The 17,230-nt window shown below is 51.8% G+C and carries 16 protein-coding genes; 4 read left to right on the top strand and 12 right to left on the bottom strand.

Annotated features, from left to right (window positions below):
• Positions 1-36 precede the first annotated feature (36 nt).
• The 6 genes from IVG45_RS22350 to IVG45_RS22325 form a co-directional block, all read right to left on the bottom strand.
• Positions 37-915, bottom strand: a complete 879-nt coding sequence (locus IVG45_RS22350) for a PP2C family protein-serine/threonine phosphatase (protein ID WP_196435945.1) — start codon at positions 913-915, stop codon at positions 37-39.
• Entirely contained in the window at positions 915-2,342 is a 1,428-nt protein-coding gene (locus IVG45_RS22345; protein ID WP_196435944.1) for an FHA domain-containing protein, read from the bottom strand. The genes IVG45_RS22350 and IVG45_RS22345 overlap by 1 nt, the downstream gene beginning before the upstream one ends.
• Positions 2,343-2,345: 3 nt before the next feature.
• On the bottom strand, positions 2,346-2,909 hold the full coding sequence (locus IVG45_RS22340; RefSeq protein WP_196435943.1) for an FHA domain-containing protein: 564 nt from the start codon (positions 2,907-2,909) through the stop codon (positions 2,346-2,348).
• A gap of 154 nt (positions 2,910-3,063) precedes the next feature.
• Positions 3,064-4,518 (bottom strand): serine/threonine protein kinase, encoded by a 1,455-nt coding sequence (locus IVG45_RS22335; RefSeq protein WP_196435942.1) that lies wholly within the window; start codon positions 4,516-4,518, stop codon positions 3,064-3,066.
• Between the two features lie 89 nt (positions 4,519-4,607).
• Entirely contained in the window at positions 4,608-5,516 is a 909-nt protein-coding gene (locus IVG45_RS22330; RefSeq protein ID WP_230874695.1) for an HDOD domain-containing protein, read from the bottom strand.
• Positions 5,517-5,539: 23 nt separating this feature from the next.
• Positions 5,540-6,850: a sigma-54 interaction domain-containing protein gene (locus IVG45_RS22325; RefSeq protein ID WP_196435940.1), complete on the bottom strand. Its 1,311-nt coding sequence runs from the start codon at positions 6,848-6,850 to the stop codon at positions 5,540-5,542.
• A gap of 193 nt (positions 6,851-7,043) precedes the next feature.
• On the opposite strand from IVG45_RS22325, the gene IVG45_RS22320 reads away from it, so the two are divergent.
• Positions 7,044-7,877: a PEP-CTERM sorting domain-containing protein gene (locus IVG45_RS22320; protein WP_196435939.1), complete on the top strand. Its 834-nt coding sequence runs from the start codon at positions 7,044-7,046 to the stop codon at positions 7,875-7,877.
• Between the two features lie 81 nt (positions 7,878-7,958).
• Here the strand turns inward: IVG45_RS22320 and IVG45_RS22315 are convergent, their stop codons facing one another.
• Positions 7,959-10,442, bottom strand: a complete 2,484-nt coding sequence (locus IVG45_RS22315) for an ABC transporter permease (RefSeq protein WP_196435938.1) — start codon at positions 10,440-10,442, stop codon at positions 7,959-7,961.
• Positions 10,439-11,128, bottom strand: coding sequence for an ABC transporter ATP-binding protein (locus IVG45_RS22310; protein WP_196435937.1), 690 nt, complete (start codon positions 11,126-11,128; stop codon positions 10,439-10,441). Before IVG45_RS22310 ends, IVG45_RS22315 begins: the two co-directional genes overlap by 4 nt.
• 1 nt (position 11,129) lies before the next feature.
• On the opposite strand from IVG45_RS22310, the gene IVG45_RS22305 reads away from it, so the two are divergent.
• Positions 11,130-11,732, top strand: a complete 603-nt coding sequence (locus IVG45_RS22305; protein WP_196435936.1) for an arylesterase — start codon at positions 11,130-11,132, stop codon at positions 11,730-11,732.
• 134 nt (positions 11,733-11,866) lie between these two features.
• Here IVG45_RS22305 and IVG45_RS22300 read toward each other — a convergent pair whose 3' ends face one another.
• A complete protein-coding gene (locus IVG45_RS22300) occupies positions 11,867-12,652 on the bottom strand; it encodes a dienelactone hydrolase family protein (protein ID WP_196435935.1) in 786 nt (261 codons plus the stop codon).
• Positions 12,653-12,858: 206 nt separating this feature from the next.
• Entirely contained in the window at positions 12,859-13,191 is a 333-nt protein-coding gene (locus IVG45_RS22295; RefSeq protein ID WP_196435934.1) for a hypothetical protein, read from the bottom strand.
• A 788-nt stretch (positions 13,192-13,979) separates the two neighbouring features.
• Here IVG45_RS22295 and IVG45_RS22290 point away from each other — a divergent pair.
• A complete protein-coding gene (locus IVG45_RS22290) occupies positions 13,980-14,297 on the top strand; it encodes a hypothetical protein (RefSeq protein WP_196435933.1) in 318 nt (105 codons plus the stop codon).
• 3 nt (positions 14,298-14,300) lie between these two features.
• On the opposite strand, the gene IVG45_RS22285 is transcribed toward IVG45_RS22290, so the two are convergent.
• Entirely contained in the window at positions 14,301-15,200 is a 900-nt protein-coding gene (locus IVG45_RS22285; RefSeq protein ID WP_196435932.1) for an IS1595 family transposase, read from the bottom strand.
• A 90-nt stretch (positions 15,201-15,290) separates the two neighbouring features.
• On the opposite strand from IVG45_RS22285, the gene IVG45_RS22280 reads away from it, so the two are divergent.
• Positions 15,291-15,905 carry a hypothetical protein gene (locus tag IVG45_RS22280; protein ID WP_196435931.1) on the top strand — a complete coding sequence of 205 codons (615 nt, stop codon included), beginning with the start codon at positions 15,291-15,293 and terminating at the stop codon, positions 15,903-15,905.
• 131 nt (positions 15,906-16,036) lie between these two features.
• Here the strand turns inward: IVG45_RS22280 and IVG45_RS22275 are convergent, their stop codons facing one another.
• Positions 16,037-16,936 (bottom strand): CPBP family intramembrane glutamic endopeptidase, encoded by a 900-nt coding sequence (locus tag IVG45_RS22275; RefSeq protein ID WP_196435930.1) that lies wholly within the window; start codon positions 16,934-16,936, stop codon positions 16,037-16,039.
• Between the last annotated feature and the right edge of the window lie 294 nt (positions 16,937-17,230).

Here is a 17,230-nt window from a genome sequence, read left to right as displayed (position 1 = left end):
ATGTTACCGGTGCTGAATTTTAGCCTGCTGGGATGCTTATGCCAGATATTGGCGTATAAGCAAATAGGCTAGCACCAGTCCCAGCGACAAAATACCGATCCGCAAACATCCGATATTCATTACCCGACCCGATAATTGCCTCGGTTGAGGCTGATCGGCTTGATAGGCCAACACCACCGCAGTCAAGTTATCCTGGTTAGGTTGCTGCCTGGCTAATACTTCGTCGCATAGGCGCTGGGCCGCTATCATCGGCGATTGGTTCAGGCAAGCCACCATCTCTTCCGCCGGCAGCACGCCGTCGATACCGTCGGAACACAGCAGCAATATGTCGCCAGCCCGTAACGGCAAGGGTTGCCGGTTACGTTCGACCTCTGGCAAGAGTTCTAATCCAATGAAGAACTCCAGGGCCTTGCGTTCGGGATGCGTATCCGCGTCATCCTGGCTGATCAAGCCCTCGCCCACTTGCCGTTGCAGTTGTCTGGCGAAGTTATGATCGGCATTGAGTTGGCTCAGCCGCGCATCGCGGCACAAGTACAAATGACTGTCTCCGACCGAGCGCCAGTACAATCGGTCTTGATGAATCAGCGCGGCAACCAAGGTAGTGCCCATTTGCTCGGCGCAATCGCGCTGTAGCGCGGCATCGAAAACCGCCCGGTTGGCGGCATCCAATGCCCGATCCAGCGCCTGATCGACGGTTTGTTCGGATGATTTAGCCAAATATTCGGTTAAAAAGCCGCTAGCGGCAATACCCGCGGCCTCCGCCCCATATTGAAGCCCTCCGATACCATCGGCCACCAGCGCCAGATAACCGCCATGGGCGATGAAATCGGCATCGGCAAAGTCTGACAGGGCGAACGCATCCTGTTGTTGTTGCCTATCGCCTATATAACTGGCATTGCCCGGCAACACCCGCATCAAGCTGGCCCGGCCAATTCGATCCGCAGTTCCGTGCGCCCCAGCAACAGTAAGTCACCCCGGCGTAACGGATAGTCGTTATGAATCGGCACGCCGTTGACCAGAGTGCCGTTGGTGGAATTCAAATCGCGCACGCTCAATTTGCCGTCCGCGATCCGCAGCATGGCATGCTGACCGGAGATTTCCACATCGTCGTCCAGCACTAATTCGCAGCTTGCGGCACGGCCAAGCGTGGCGCGTTCGGCAATCCGTAAACCATAGGTCTTGCCTTTGCGCATACCGGCCACGACCGTCAGCCGCACCTCATACCCGGCAGTCAATTGCTTCGAGGGCTGCGCGTTTTTTTCCACCACCCCGGGTTCGATTATCGGCTCCAAGATGGCGGCCCTGGCCCGAGCCAGACGTTGCCGATAAATCAACAGCATGCCGACCATAAGGGCAATTGCCGCGACGGCCAAAATCAGAAGTTGCTCTGGCATGCCGGTTATCTTGCCATCAGCCGTCAGCGGTTTGCCGACGGTTGATTTGGGCAACAAACGCAGGTCAAAACCATCACTCAGCGTCTGTTGGCCATCGCTCCAGGTTACGTTGATCCGATGTAACTGCCCATCAGCGCGACAGTCAGGGCAATCCAGCCTTAGACGATAGGCTTGGGTGATCGATTGTTGCAGTTGTTGATAGGCATCATTGAGTTGGGCCGACTCGGCCTGGACGAAATACCCGCCCGACTGGCGCGACAATCGGCTCAATACTCTCAAGCCCTCGCGCTTGCTCTCGCTGAACGGCTGCGAAGTAAAACCGATGCTGTAGATCGGCACCCGGTATTCCTGGCTTTGTTTGAAAACTTCGTCCACCGCCACGCCTTTCAAGCTGTCATCTATGCCGTCGCTTAACACCACGATAGCCCGACGCGCCGGTAAGTCTTGATTCTGCCGGCGCCCCAGACTGATTCCTTCCAGTAAGCCTCGATACAAACCGGTTTCCATGTCGGTGGCCGCCAACGAGTCTATGGCATTATTTAGCGCATCTCGGTCGCCGGTAAAATCCAGTTGTTGTTTAACCTCGCGGCCGAAACTGATCAACGCGCCTCTATCCTGCTCCCCCATGCCGTCCAGCCAACCGCGCAACGCGCTTTTGATTTGTTCGAACTGCCGGCTTTTGATGGATTTGGATATATCCACCAAAAAAATATAAGCCACGCCTTCACCGGTTTGCCGAAAGGTATCGATGGCTGTCACTTTGGCCGGATTGGCGCCAACACTGATACTGAATTGCTCCGGCTCAAGCAGGGCGGCGGCCGGCAAATTCAACCACAACGCGATGACGGGTAAATCGGCTTGGGCCTGGATCAGCCGTAAATCGCCGGTTTCCCCCGCGCGACTCCATCCTGTCCATAGTAAAAGCAACAATAGGCAAACATGACGCATGGCTCAAGCCCCCTGGGTTTCCCAATTGAATTTTTCGCCGCACAGGGGCACGAACAACAGATGGGTCTGGCCCAATTCGATACGGTCATAAGCCTGTAACGGCATCGGCACATCGACCTCCTCGCCATTCAGATAAATCATGCCTCGGCCGTCGCCGGGAGCGATCCGAAAACTGGCCTTACGCGGATTGAAACTAATATAGGCATGATTCTCGCGTGATATGGCTTCATCACCATTGATGCAAATCGCCATGTCCGAACCTCGGCCAATGCCGTTGCGTTCACTACGCACCCTATAATCCCGGCCTTTTTCCGGGCCATCGATGCACACCAGCCAGCCGACCACCGGATCAATGCCGATTTTCTTGCGCACCATCGCCACCGTCACTCCGACATCGGCCTGCACGCCGCCCTGTCCTCGCACTTGCGTCACCATGGACTCCGCCTCGGGAGCTGCCGGTTTGGCTTGAGTATTTTGTACATCCAGCCCGGGCACGCCGCAGGTGGGACAGCTACTATGTTGCCGAGAGTCGTAATAGTGGCCGCGTTCACAGCGTATCAGTTTCATGGTTATCCCCTGTTGATTATTGAGCGCGTGGCGAAATAGTAGTTGATCGCCAGAACGCATGCAAAACCCGTCCTAAACATGGCTAATGGGTCCCTGCACATCGTTTAAAAGCTATCGGACACGCCAGACAATTATTACGCGGTGAATACCGCCGTCATCGGACGTTTTCACAATCCATTGTAGCGCCCCATTCGGCGCATAGGCTACGCAAATGCTCCATCTGTCTGGGATCGGGTTGTTTGGGATTCGCCGGGAGCGGACCGGCTTGCTGCCGTTGCCGTTCTTCAAAACGTTGCAGCGCGGCGGCCTGCTGTCGCTTCAATTCTTCGGCGGCCTGCCGTTCCAACTCTCGCTGATGGGCGTTATCGCCGGCCTCGTCCATCTCATCCGTTTTTTCAAAACTCGAACCGGCGTGATCAGCGGGCAAAGGTTCGGGCAAACTATCGGCTTGTTTGTTAACTGTCAGCCGATAAGCCAACAACCACAAACAAACCAACACAAACCCGATCAGCAACCAACGCCGCCAATGAAAAATCGGGAGAGAAGCGCCTTGCTCGACCGGCTGCAAGCGGTCGGGCGGCTGACGAGATATAAGCGGCTCGGATCGAGGCTCCCTAATGGCCGGCGCCGGTTTGGCTTGTAAACTTAAAAATTGATTCTGCAAGGATGCGATAGTCTGCGGACGCCGCAGGGAACTAACCGCCAGCGCATCCAACAAAACCTGTTCGACGGCCGCAGGAATTGTTACTCCGTAGGCCGATGGTGGCTTGAGCCGGTCTTGCTCAAGCCTTTCCAATGCATCGGGCGGTGCTTGCCCGGTCAGGCAGTAATACATGCTGGCGGCGACACTATAGACATCGCTCCAAGGCCCCTGTTCGCGCGGGTCGCGATATTGTTCTTCCGGCGCGAAACCGGGTTTGACCATCACGATCCGCGCATCATGGCTTTGCTGCAAGCTATCCCAGCCAGCCTGGGCGGCACCGAAATCCAACAGCTTTACCCGGCCATCGCCGCACAAATAGATATTATCGGGCGCTATATCGCGATGCAGCATGCCGGCCTTATGCACGGCGCGCAACGCATCCATGATCTGCATGAAAATATCCAGGGTTTGATTCCAATTCAAACGCCCGAGATGCTGTTGCAGATAACGATTAAGTGTTTGGCCTTCCACATACTCCATCACCATGTAACCGGTACCGAATGCGCGAAAAAACGCCAACACGGAGACTATGCCCGGATGCTGCTGAAATTTGGCCAATACCCGTGCCTCATCCAGGAAACTATTCAACCCCGATTCGAACCGCGGACGTGCATCGCCGTCATAGGCAATCACCTGTCCGCCGCCGGGAGCCCGATAGGCGAATTCGCGTGGCAAATATTCCTTGATAGCCACCTTGATTTGTAAATTAGCGTCCCAGCCCAGGTAAGTAATACCGAAGCCGCCATGACCCAGCACCCTCGCCACTTGATAGGGCGGATTGACTACGGTTCCCGGAATCAGATAAAGCGCATCGACCCGCGACCTTCCCTCTTGCCAGCCGCAATGCGGACAGGCGGACAAACCGGTATCCGGCAACAAACAAGCAGGGCAAAACGAGTCGGGCATTGATGTCTCGGAATTTGCGGATTCAACTCGGCTAAAGCGTAACCAGCTTGAGACCGGTCGGCAGGTCTAAATGCTCGGACGACAGGCTGTTAATGAGTCAGACTTTCGGCCATCTCGGCAATCGCTTCGATCTCGGTCTGTAGGTTTTCCAGAATCCGATGCCCTGTTTCTTGATCCAAACCAAGAGCCGCCCAGGCTTCATCGGAACAACTTTGATTGGCGGCATCACCGATACCGATTTGGCCCAACAAATAATCGTTCAGAAATGTCAGTAAATTTAACGGGTGATTCTCGCCCCGATAATAGGGATTGTGGTGGTGATAAACGACATTGGTAATGACTGCCGGCATCGACCAGGCGCTCATCAGCCAGGCGCCTATTTGCGCGTGATTAACGCCAAAGGCAAAGGTTTCGAGATGATAGATCGACAAACTAGGATTGGCGTTGATCAGATTGTCCAAATGCTTAAACTCGTCGGGAAACTGGTGCCCAAGCAAGGGAAAGCCTATGTTATGCAATAAAGCCGTCAGAAAAACCTCCTGCGATGCTAACCTTTGCTCTTCGGGCAGTTTTTCGTTTAATTTAGCCATCAAACGGGTACTGGCCAGGGCGTGTATCCAAAACATCCGGGTGCCGACCACACCTTCCTTCGGCGCCTTCAACGGCGCCAACACCGCCAGTCCCAAAGCCAGATCCAGCACAAAATTAAAGCCGAGTACGCGCACAATCGCATCGTGCACCGTGGTGATTTGGCCGCGGTAACCGTACAGCGAGGAGGTTGACCAGCGGATGATTTGGGCAGCCAACAGCGGGTCGGATTCTATGATAGCGGTTAATTTATCGGCGTCAGCCTTGGGATCGGAAATCAGGTTAATAATCCGCACGGCACTACCGGGCAAGGGCGGAAGCGCCCGAATACCGGAGATGGCGTCACGCATATCCAACGGCGGCGTAAAGCTGTTGGTTTGCGGGTTGATGGCGTTGATTGTCCAATTCATTAACGTCGACTGCATGTTGATGCCTAGTTTAAGTTAAGCCGGTTTAGCTTGCGGTAAAGCGTTCTTTCGCTAATATTCATTTCGGCAGCTATTAATTTACGATTCCCTTGGTACTTTTTGATCAAACCAGCAATGAAGTTGGCTTCATATTGTTCCAGCATCGTCATCGATTGTTGAGGCTGTTCAACCGGCTCAGCCTCTACCCGATCAGGAATCACCGTATCCATAGAATCAGCCGCACCGCGCATGAAATGAATATCGGCTTCCTGTATCGTATTGCCATGACACAAGCCCGAGGCCAGTTGCAGGCAGTTTCTCAGTTCGCGGATATTTCCCGGCCAATTATGTTGCATCAATTTGATCAAGGCGGAACGGCCGATCGTCAATTGACCACCCCGTATCAGGCTTAATTGCCGCAAAAAATGATCAACCAACACCGGAACATCCTGCTTCCGCTCGCGCAATGGCGGAATATTGATCGGGAAAACCGACAAGCGGTAGAACAAGTCTTCCCGAAACCTACCTAGTCTCACCATCTCGGCCAGATTTCTATGGGTAGCGCAAACCACCCTGACCGATGCATTGAGCGTGGCAGTACCGCCCACCCGTCTAAATTGGCCGCTTTCCAACGCGCGTAACAATTTTGCTTGTTGGGAGAAAGGCAACTCGCCAATCTCGTCAAGAAACAAGGTGCCGTTATCCGCCAACTCGAACAAGCCCTTTTTATTCGAAGCCGCGCCGGTAAAAGCGCCTTTTTCGTGTCCAAACAACTCGCTTTCGAATAAATCCTCGCCAAACACCGTGCAATCGGCTATCACAAATTCGCCATGCGCATATTGCGAATGTCGATGTATGAATTCAGCAGCAAGTTCCTTGCCAGTACCTGTTTCTCCCAACAACAATACCGGAGCTGGCGTAACAGCCGCCTGTTGCAACTTGGTTTTCAACCCGATGAATGCATCCGATTTGCCGATGAGTCCGGGCTGATCATCGTCGGAACCCGGCTTGACCAACAAACTTTGCGACTCGCCCAAATACACACGACCATCGGCGGTTAATAACGGAAACCCTCGCACATTCAGCAGCATTTTCGTAGCCTGCTCATCTCCGGTAAAAATACCGGCATAGGGCTCCAGGGTTTGGAACATACGTTGATGACGGCAGGCGCCCTGCTGATTGCAGCAAGGCTGGCCGATAAAATTTTCCCTGGCAAGACCGAAAACGGTTTCCCAGGCTTGATTCACAGCCAGCACATGCAAATCGGGGCCGATAACCACAAACGGCTGCTCGTGGGTTTCTAGCAATGATTCAAGCTTAAAGACGCTTTGCGACATAATCCTTTTCAGTAGTATTCAATTGCCGGGAATTTCATGACATCCATCGGACCATTATCGCCGACTATGTCAGTCCTATCTGACAAATCTGACAGGTAACACTAGCATTGTAGCTATAACGCCGTATTTTCCAAGACTAAGACGCATTGGCCCCAAAATTGTTAGGTATTTCCTAACCATCTTCGGAGTCCTCATGAAAAATCGGAAACTTTCAATTTTAACCCTCACTGTCAGTTGCCTAATAACCTCCGCGCAAGCCGCCAGCATTCATGTTGATGGTAATTTGGCCGATTGGGGCTTACACCGAAACGGCAATATCAATGACTGGACTCCCAACCCTCTGCTAGTGCCCTTGTCTCAATATTATGTCGAGGATCAAACGGGTAACCGAAACACTCGCGTTTTTCCGGGATACGGCGGTCAAGCATACGATGCGGAGGCTTTATACACCTTTATCGATAATACCCACCTTTATATTGCCCTGGTCACCGGCCTGTCTCCCTCAACCCCCAACAATCCGACCGGCAACAGCTTTGGCCCAGGCGATTTTGCGATTGATTTCGGACATGATGGCAGCTTCGAGTTTGGCATTCAAACCACCGGAGATAATGCAGGAAAAGTTTACCGGGACATTGCCTGGGATTATGGATTATGGGACAGCAACGGCGAATACATCAAAGACTCCAAGCTAGCCCCAGACCCTAGCCATCCCACATCCATCATTAGCGGCACCGGAACCGAGGTTGGAGTGGGCGACCTCATTTATTCCGGCATCTCGTTTACCAACATGGGCCAATACGTTGACGACAGCCACTATGTTATCGAAGCCGCCATACCGCTGCTGGCTTTCAGCGGATTTTCCGGCAAATTCGACATTCATTGGACCATGAATTGCGCCAATGACGCGATCTGGGTCGACCCCATCATTAGCAACGTGCCGGAACCGGCAACATTTGCCTTGTTGACGCTAGGTTTGAGCGGCATGGCATTTTCCCGGCACAGCAACCGTCGCTCCGTATTGGCCTAAGCCAACTCACAAAACGCCTTCCCCGCTACGGTTGAGCCAGGCGTTGTGAATTTGCCCGTCACTCATTCAAGGTAATAAGCTTCACAAGCGCCGTAACACTCGCATTGGGGATTGATTGACCACCTCCCGCACGCCCCAATATCCGATCAGGCCGACCGCCAAAAAACCGATGATAGGTAGCCCAATCCAGGCATAAAATTCCAGCCGGAATTGGATATGCATCACCCAGCGATATAAAACATATAGGATCGCCTGCGAAATTATCGCGGCCAAAAATCCCGCCAGGGCGCCCAACAAGCCAAACTCGATCAAGTGCGTTTTCCCGAGCCAGTCGCGTTTGGCGCCCAAGGTACGCATCAACGCGCCCTCATGAATCCGATTGTCCAAAGTGGCATGGACCGCGGCCAACAACACCATAAATCCGGCCAGCAAGGCAAACAACAACAACAAATCGATGGCCTGGGTCAGTTGCTTCAGTATGGTTTTAAACTGCTTCAGAATCTGATCGACCTCCAGTATGGTGGTGGCTGGATAGGTTTTGAGCAATTGATTTAATAGATTTTTTTGCGAGTCCGCCAAATAAAAACTGGTGAGATAGGTAGTCGGGAAATCATCCAGCGTACCGGGCGAGAATATCATGTAAAAATTCGGCCTCATGGTGTCCCATTGCAAACCGCGGATATTGGCGACCTTGGCGCCGACTTGCTCGCTGCCGACCGTAAACTGCAAATTATCACCGACGTTGATGCCCAAATTCTCCGCCAGCTTTTGCTCCACCGACACCAGCCCGGGTTTATCCAACGGCCAGGCCTGTCCGGCAGTGATGCTGTTATCCTCCGGCACCGTTTCCGACCAGGTCAGACTCAATTCGCGCTGGGTCGCGGCCTCGCCCCGGCTGTCCTTGCTGACTCTTTTCTGCACGGCCTCGTCATTGATAGTCACCAGCCGTCCGCGAACCACCGGATAAAACCGGCTACTGACTATGCCGGCCCGCTGCAAGTCCTGCTCAAAAGCTTGCTGTCGTTCCGGGATAATATTCAGAGCAAAATGGTTTGGCGCCCGATCCGGTAGCTGTTCCCGCCACTGGTCGATTAAATCGTTACGTACACTAAAACTTAGATTCATCGCCGCCAGCGTGATAGCGAAAGCCAGAACCTGGCCGATGCTTGCTCGCCTGTTACGCAACAGGCCTTGCACGCCAAAGCGCCAGGTCAGGTTCAAGCGTGACAGACCTGGCCGTATCAATCTCAGCAAACCGGCTATCAGGAGGCCCAATATCAACACTACCAGCATGCCGCCCCCCAGAATGCTGGCCGTCATTTGCCAGTCATTGCTATAGCGCCAGACCAACACCGACATCACCGCCAGAGCCAGGCCATAAATCAACCAAGCCGTGGTCGGCATGGGCGCCAGTTCCCGGCGCAACACCCGTAGCGGGGTAACCCTTTTCAGGCGCAATAACGGCGGCAAGGCAAAACCCAGTAATATTGCCATACCGGTAACGAAACCGAACACCACTGCCCACCCGCCCGGATTGGCCAACTGTTGTGGCAATAAAGGTTTTAACAAATAAAACAACCCAAGTTGCCCCAGCCATCCCAATGCACAACCGGCAGCGCTGGCGAGCGTACCCAACAGCAAAAACTGCAAGGCATACAAGCGAACGATTTCATTTTGGGTGCATCCCAGGCAACGCAACAAGGCCGTGGCATTGAAATGGCGCTCGGTATAACGGCCGGCCGCCATCGCGATCGCCACGCCGGCAATTAAAATTACCACGATGCTGGACAAGCCCAGGTAACGCTCGGCTCTTGTCAGCGCGGAACCCAGTTCCGGCCGGTCTTCATGAATATCCAAAATCCGTTGCGAGGGATTAAGTTGCGGTTTCAGCCATTGCTTATAGGTGTTTAACACCGCTTCGGAACCGCTGAATTGATAGAAATAATGCACATGGCTACCGGGCTGAATCACGCCGGTAGCCTCTAAATCGGCCCGATGAATCAGCACTCGCGGCGAAAAGCTGTAAAAATCCCCGCGTTTGTCGGGCTCATAACTCAATATCTTAGTTACCGTCAGCGGCTTTTCGCCCACCGTTAGCGTGTCACCTAAATTTAAATGCAACGCCGACAACACCCGTTTTTCCACCCAAGCCGTACCCGGCTCGGGACCTTGATAGGCTTTGTTTTCTTCGGCCGTTTCGGCAGCCAGAGTTTTCAAAAAACCGCGCAACGGATAACCCAGACTGGCGGCCTTAATCGACGCCAGCAACATCTGCTCGTTTTCCAGCAATACGCTGCTGAATTCGGTGGTTTGCGACTGGCTTAAACCCAATGACGCTGCCCGATCCAGCCAGTTCCGCTCAATCGGCGCGGAACCGGCCAACACCAGATCGCCGGCCAGAAACTCGGCGGCCTGTAGCGTGAATGTGCGTTGCAACCGATCGGCGAATAGCGAAATCGTAGTCGAGCTGGCTACCGCGATCAGCAAGGCCAACACCAGCAAGGTCAGTTCGCCGGAACGACCATCGCGTTTCAGCAATCGTAAAGCCAGCCTAAAGCGGTTCATACCACGCTCCCGGCATCCAGTTTGATCATGCGCCCGCAACGGGCCGCCAGCGTGGCATCATGCGTGACCAGCACCAGCGTGGTCTGTTTTTCCTGATTCAATTCAAACAACAGATCGATGATATGGGCGCCGGTTTTGCTGTCCAGGTTGCCGGTCGGCTCGTCGGCAAACAAAATCGCCGGCTGGGTGACAAAGGCCCGCGCCAAGGCCACCCGCTGCTGTTCTCCGCCCGACAATTGCTTGGGCGTGTGCGCCAAGCGTTGAGCCAGACCGACTCGCTGCAACAAACCGCGCGCGGCATCCTCGGCATTGGCATCGCCGCTCAATTCCAGCGGCAACATCACGTTTTCCAATGCCGTCAGTCCCGGCAATAATTGGAAGGACTGGAACACGAAGCCTATCAAGGCATTGCGCAACAACGCCCGGCCGTCTTCGTCCATCCGGGTGATGTCGCGGCCGGCTATGCTGACCGAACCAGTACTGGGAGTATCCAGCCCGGCCAGTAAACTGAGCAAGGTGGTTTTGCCGGAACCGGATTCGCCAACGATGGCAATACTTTCGGCGCGGTTGATGCTTAAATCCACCGATGCCAATATATGCAGCGGACCTTCCGAGGTGGGTACCGATTTACCCAGGTTTTGTGTCACGATAATGGGAGTATTTGTTTGTTCACTAAGAGAATGCATTATGTATAGCCTTGTCCTTGCCGTTATTCTGGGATTACTGCCCATGGCCGCTACGGCCAAATCGATAGTTGTGTTGGGTGATAGCATCAGCGCCGGTTACGGCATCGATGTCGGCCAGGGTTGGGTGAATTTGCTACAACAAAAGTTCAACCGGCAAAAAATTGATTATGTTATCAGCAATGAAAGCATCAGCGGCGATACTTCGGCGGGCGGTCTGGCGCGTATCGATCAGGTACTGGCTCGGCATAAGCCGGCCATCGTATTGTTGGAACTGGGGGCCAACGACGGCTTACGCGGCTTGACGCCACAGGCCATGAAAGGCAATCTGACCGAAATAGCGCACCGTTGCCGTAAGGCCGGCGCCGAAGTGTTGTTACTGGGCATGAAAATTCCGCCCAATTACGGTAAGCGTTATATCGAGATGTTTTTCAACATTTATCCGCAATTATCGGCCGAACTAAAAGTGCCGTTGGTGCCCTTCATTTTGGAACAGGTCGCATTGAAACCGGAACTAATGCAGGCCGACGGACTGCACCCCAATACCTTGGGCCAACCCATGATTGTGGACAAAATCTGGCCATATTTGCAGCCGCTATTGAAATAGGAATCGGATCAAAACTCCTGATCGGCAAGAATCCTGGCCTTCATCAAACCCGCCTGGATAGCCCGCCGATGAAACGTGGTCGGATACGCGAGATACCGTCTATCAGCAAGATCCTCAATGCGTACCCTACCAAGCTATCGCCCGAAAACATCTTTAAACAACTGCCGCATCGCCGCCCAGGATTGTCGATCCGCTTCGGCATCATAGGCAACCGGCAAGTCGTTGGCCTTGCCCAGGCGATCGGCATCGGGATTGGTAAAGCCGTGGAGCACGCCGGGATAGTTGACGAATCGATAATCGACACCGGCTTGCGTCATTTCCTTATTGAAGGCTTCTATGCTCTCCGGCGTGACGAATCCGTCCGCTCCGCCATTCAACGCAAGCACTTTGGCCTTCACTTTACCCGGTTGCGCCGGGGTTTGCGTCGCAAGATTGCCATGGAAACTGACCACGGCCTTCAAATCGACGCCCAACCGCGCCATGTTCAACACTGTCGAACCGCCGAAACAATACCCAATCGCCCCTATGTTGTCCGCATCCACATCAGGTCTGCCCGCCAACAAATCCCTAGCGGCCAGAAAACGCTGCCGCGAAACGCCTTCATTTTTGACCACGCTATTCATGAACGCCTCGGCATCCTTGGCATGCTCGCTATTTTTGCCGTCACCATACATATCCACCGCCAGCGCGGTATAGCCCAACTCCGCCAGCATCCGTGCCCTCTTGCGGGCATAGTCGTTCAATCCCCACCATTCATGCACCACCAGCACGCCGGGTTGGTGGTCACCCTTGGCATCGTCCCAGACTAAATAGCCCTTCAAAACGCTATCTCCGGCGCGATAATCGATACTTTCTTCACGCAGCTCGGCCTGTAACCAAGGGCTGAACAGCAATACAATGAGTAACAAACCATACTTCATGAACAACTCCAAAACGAATTTAAAATCATTGGCGCCAAAGTTCGGCTGGAACTTGCCGGTTTAGTTAACGATAAATGACCGCGGAATATGTTGAAAACAGGCCTAACGATGTTCCGACCGTAGCGAGCCAATTGAGAAGCTAATAGCATTGAGGCTTTACGCGCCGGAAACGAACCCCGGCAAATACGCCATCCATGGCGCTTTTTTTACTCAGTCAGCTCTGACGGCAAGGCCTCTTGCGCGTCGTCACCAAGATTTTCAGCGGCATCTTTTTTGCGGTCCGCATTGTTATAAATTTCGCATTTGCCTTCAAGAAGGTCATTAGCCCCTGACCAACAGGCCGCTTTTGCTAAATCTTTTCCAATTGAGCCAAGATAAGCTACGCCTGCACAATCCTCATAAATGATTTTAGGAGAAATACCGGGATCTTTTTCATCATAACTTTTCTTCACTTTGCAAAAGTCTACTCTTGCAGACCAAACCGGACTTGAGATTAGGCATAACAACGCTAAAACAGAAATTTTCTTTAAAGAAGTCATATTTTTATTGCTCGCAAATTTTAAAGTGATGGATTAATAGTCGGCTTTACTATTTTGGTTGTCAAATTTGGCTGGCTCTAAATATCATCCTTGATTGCAGAAATCTAAGCAATAAAATCTGGCGCACCTCCGCATTTAAACTTCCGGCGCCTGAGCGGGAAACTGTGTTCGGCAACAACTAGCGTTTTTCCGGGTATCTACACTGGAGCACATGCCACTTTCCGAGCATAGCGCGCCAGATTTGTTTGATGAGTTGCTATTGAACGTTACGCCACGAACCAGAACATACCAACATCGGATTCGGATCATCACAAAAGCCCCGCTGCCGTGAAGCCTTCAAATCATCTCCCAGCAATGTTAATAACCGGACTTTGCCTGATGGCTGAAGCAGAATCCCAGCACGCTTAATTTACAAGCTGGCAAGGAAGCAAAACTTTCTACACGGCGCGTGGATTATTGGCCGAACAAGCGTTGAACCAAGCGTCCAACAGCATCCAGCCGTAAGCCGTAGACCCGAGACGGATCGAATCCAGAGCCAAACATCGAGAGGTAGCGACGTGATAGACAGCAATTATTTGAAACAACTGCGCAGAGCCTGGGTACTGATGTTATTGGCCGGCATCGTGCTCGATATCGTGATTTTTGAACTATTCGGCGTGATGCCATGGCCATGACAGGAAAACCGCCCATGGGTTAGAGCAAGCCATGGCTTTATCCTCCAGAGAGTTGGCAAGGTATCACCGATGGAGGATACTTAGCGGCAGTCTCTTCCAACGTGAGTGCCGGTCATGACCACCACAATAAAACTCAAATGGCTGTTGGCACTGGTACTGATTTTCGGTGGATTTACGCTGTACAAACTATTCGAGGGACTAGCCCATAATCCCGCCTACCAAGCTTATGAATGGATATTCAAAATTATTTCCGAATTTGGTCTGTTCGTATCGGTTATCGTTTCAGTCGGCTATTTTCATCACTGGTTTATCGCGGCCGAAGAACAAAAGGAAACCGAAATTGGTTTGCGCGAGACGCTTGGCAAGTATGTCGACAGAATTTTACTGAACTCGGTAAAAAGAGGATTTTTAGGCATCACCAATAAGGAATAATGGCTATGAACAAGTTGCAGGTTGAAGAAAAACCGGTTTATGTGCGACGCATAGCGTGAGTAATCGATTAGGGATTTGGTTTTCCCAAAATCGTCGATTCAACCGATAGCAAAATTCGTCGAGATATTCCTGCACATAGTGGCCTGATACGCCATGGTAAGTGCCCAGCAAATAGCTTTTAAGATTGCTGATCACCACATGAACCCACGGCAACCATTCGCTAGCCATTTCTGGTGGCGTTACCCTGGCGATGTGGTGGTGTTCCTCTGCCAGTACGTTGAGAGCGGCCAGCGCATCGGTATGCAGGGTTTGGCCGGGTGCCAGTGTTTGTTGGGCGAATGCTCTGACGCTCTCGTGCGTCACCTGCCCAACCACCTTCATAGCCACAAAACCGGGCTTGCCGTCATTGTGTTCGCAAGCCACTAAAATAGCGGTTTTGCCCGCGGCGCCTCGCCCGCGTTTACCGGCACGCTTACCGCCGATAAAAGCATCATCGAATTCGATAATGCCGCTTAGTTGGTACAGATTATTCTGATCACCCATGGCCGTGCGTAGCTTTCTCAACATGCGTTGCGCCGTCAACCAGGAAACACCAATGAGTTTGGTCAGCCGCAAAGCGGAGATGCTCCCCTTGTCGGACGATACCCAGTAAAGACTCCAAAACCATTTCACGAGCGGCAGTTTGGTGTTGTGAAACAAGGTGCCGGCTGTCACCGAAGTGTGATGATGACAAACTGCACATTCATAAACATGCCGTGTCTGAAGCAACCATCCTTTCTGATGGCCACAGCGTGGACAGCAAAATCCTTCAGGCCACCTGAGTTTGATGATGGCTTGAAGACAACTTTTTTCATCGGCAAAGTGCTTTTGCCAGTCCCAAAAACTCGTGATCTTTGCTTGCATGACCGCTCTCCAGGTTATCCCCCTAGAGTTCGGATTTGTTAACCTGTGGTAAGTTCACAGCCATTTAAGGAATTCGATTTCAGTCAGATAATGCATGGACTGAAACCGGGCGATTACGTGTATTTGCTGATCACTTTCGATCCTCGTTTCAAAAACAAATCGCGGGAACTGGAAAATGCCATCAAAACCGGCGTGCATTTCAGAATATTGATTTTAAAAGCCGATTGCCGAAGCGGCGAATTACGGGCCCAAGAAACAAATGGCTTTAACCCGCACGAATTCAACGAATATTCCAAATTATTTAAAGTGTCGCTGGAAGATGTCATTAGCCGCATAGACGACAGCATAACCGGCTCATTAGGTGTGTTTGTCTACGATGGTCTGCCCAGCCTGCCGCTGTTTATCATTATTCGCAAGGAATCCAGAAAGGTGGAGGTTTATAACAGTTTTTATCTGACCGAACCGGTTTCGAAAATGCCTTATCTGCATTGGGAAACGGAGCTTAAACTTAGCAATCAGGAGCTGTTCGAATCCGATCACTGGAATATGTCCGATCTGTTTCTCGACTACTTCAAAAGGCGCTGGGAAATGGAAAAAGAAAAGCTTTCCGCGCTAGGGAATCAAGACATTGAAACGAGGGATTTTATTCATGCGCCTAATTCGGCCAAAGACAAATGCGCTGAACTTTATATTGGAATCAAATAATCCCATTGCGCCATCCCCCGCTAGGAGCCTATCGGATTTTTATGGGTTTATTTTTAAATTTTGGTGTTTTTATGCAAAATACGACAAAATCAGCAAATGAAAACCCATAACCCATTGTTATTATTAAAACCTCAAGCCCGACAGGCTACTAGGCTCTTTTTTAACCATACCCGCCTAACCCATAACCAAACGCCTATCGCAACAGCCAGCCACAGGCTAACCAATGGCCCCACCACACCGTCATAAGCGCTAACCAAATACAGATAATCCGACTCCGGATTCACATTGCACAAATCCTTACTAACTTTGATTTGCCAAACCCAGCCCGCATGGCAGCCGACACATAATCCCAGACTTTGCGGCACACGGCTTCGGAGCACTGCCAGAAACACCCCCACCATGAACAAGGCAATCAATGCACTGATGATGTTTGGATTCAACCAGTTGGCAAACGCTTCCGCCATCAATTCAAAACCACTGGCAAAAGTTTGCTGGTCGTAAGGAATTTGAGTCTTGCTTTTAAGAAAATGCAACGCCGCATAGTAAAATGAGCTAATCACAATTGCAGCGCAAACCGGTAGCTTGTGCCGCAAACTACCGAATAATAGACCGCGAAATAATAATTCTTCACCGATCGCAATCAACATCGCCAAAAATAACCCCAGGCCGACTTTTTCAAACACCTTACCCGCTGTCCAAGTTCGCCCTCCGTCCCAGACATGCACATCCAAAAAATAGAGTATCAGCAACACCGGCAACAGCGTAATTAAAGCCAGCATCAACCCTTGTCCCATTTGCTTGAAAAATCGGGCTGGCGCCGTAAAACCAAAATCGGACCAGTTCAGATTAAGGATTTTTTTCAGTGGAAAAATGCTTAGTAAAAGTAAAATCTGCGTGGTTTTACTAATCACTTTGGCTAGCGGCAATTCATCGCTAATCAGGTGCAATACTCCATAGCCAAGCACACAGGCAACGACGGCCAATGCCAGCAGCAGCGCCAGCGGTAGCAGCGCAAAAACCATCGATCGCATCAGCGAAAACCCCTTCAAAAATTTGCACATTATGATCAACAAAATGAAATGCGGGTAGATTTAGATGCGCCCGAATGTGACTAGGTTTTATCAAGACTAAATTAGGAAACGGCACCAAATAGCGATTGGCCGCTTTTTGTTGGCGGCCGTCAATTGAAAAAATCGGATTTGGGCCGTTTTTGCCTATTATTACATTGATGATTCAGTTCATTGGAAAATCGTTGTCAATAAGCCGAACGTGGAACTGGAGCGATTGAGCACTACGAGAGATCGCCATCCCCGCAAAACCACGAG

It is taken from the genome of Methylomonas sp. LL1, assembly GCF_015711015.1.
Classification (GTDB): domain Bacteria; phylum Pseudomonadota; class Gammaproteobacteria; order Methylococcales; family Methylomonadaceae; genus Methylomonas.
The sequence above is the reverse complement of the archived record's forward strand: the minus strand, read 5'-3'. Positions and strand labels throughout refer to the sequence as shown.

What these genes read in the sequence shown, in the direction of transcription:
- IVG45_RS22350 (WP_196435945.1), bottom strand. Translation starts at nt 915, where the DNA reads ATGCGGGTGTTGCCGGGCAATGCCAGTTATATAGGCGATAGGCAACAA.
- IVG45_RS22345 (WP_196435944.1), bottom strand. Translation starts at nt 2,342, where the DNA reads ATGCGTCATGTTTGCCTATTGTTGCTTTTACTATGGACAGGATGGAGT.
- IVG45_RS22340 (WP_196435943.1), bottom strand. Translation starts at nt 2,909, where the DNA reads ATGAAACTGATACGCTGTGAACGCGGCCACTATTACGACTCTCGGCAA.
- IVG45_RS22335 (WP_196435942.1), bottom strand. Translation starts at nt 4,518, where the DNA reads ATGCCCGACTCGTTTTGCCCTGCTTGTTTGTTGCCGGATACCGGTTTG.
- IVG45_RS22330 (WP_230874695.1), bottom strand. Translation starts at nt 5,516, where the DNA reads ATGAATTGGACAATCAACGCCATCAACCCGCAAACCAACAGCTTTACG.
- IVG45_RS22325 (WP_196435940.1), bottom strand. Translation starts at nt 6,850, where the DNA reads ATGTCGCAAAGCGTCTTTAAGCTTGAATCATTGCTAGAAACCCACGAG.
- IVG45_RS22320 (WP_196435939.1), top strand. Translation starts at nt 7,044, where the DNA reads ATGAAAAATCGGAAACTTTCAATTTTAACCCTCACTGTCAGTTGCCTA.
- IVG45_RS22315 (WP_196435938.1), bottom strand. Translation starts at nt 10,442, where the DNA reads ATGAACCGCTTTAGGCTGGCTTTACGATTGCTGAAACGCGATGGTCGT.
- IVG45_RS22310 (WP_196435937.1), bottom strand. Translation starts at nt 11,128, where the DNA reads ATGCATTCTCTTAGTGAACAAACAAATACTCCCATTATCGTGACACAA.
- IVG45_RS22305 (WP_196435936.1), top strand. Translation starts at nt 11,130, where the DNA reads ATGTATAGCCTTGTCCTTGCCGTTATTCTGGGATTACTGCCCATGGCC.
- IVG45_RS22300 (WP_196435935.1), bottom strand. Translation starts at nt 12,652, where the DNA reads ATGAAGTATGGTTTGTTACTCATTGTATTGCTGTTCAGCCCTTGGTTA.
- IVG45_RS22295 (WP_196435934.1), bottom strand. Translation starts at nt 13,191, where the DNA reads ATGACTTCTTTAAAGAAAATTTCTGTTTTAGCGTTGTTATGCCTAATC.
- IVG45_RS22290 (WP_196435933.1), top strand. Translation starts at nt 13,980, where the DNA reads ATGACCACCACAATAAAACTCAAATGGCTGTTGGCACTGGTACTGATT.
- IVG45_RS22285 (WP_196435932.1), bottom strand. Translation starts at nt 15,200, where the DNA reads ATGCAAGCAAAGATCACGAGTTTTTGGGACTGGCAAAAGCACTTTGCC.
- IVG45_RS22280 (WP_196435931.1), top strand. Translation starts at nt 15,291, where the DNA reads ATGCATGGACTGAAACCGGGCGATTACGTGTATTTGCTGATCACTTTC.
- IVG45_RS22275 (WP_196435930.1), bottom strand. Translation starts at nt 16,936, where the DNA reads ATGCGATCGATGGTTTTTGCGCTGCTACCGCTGGCGCTGCTGCTGGCA.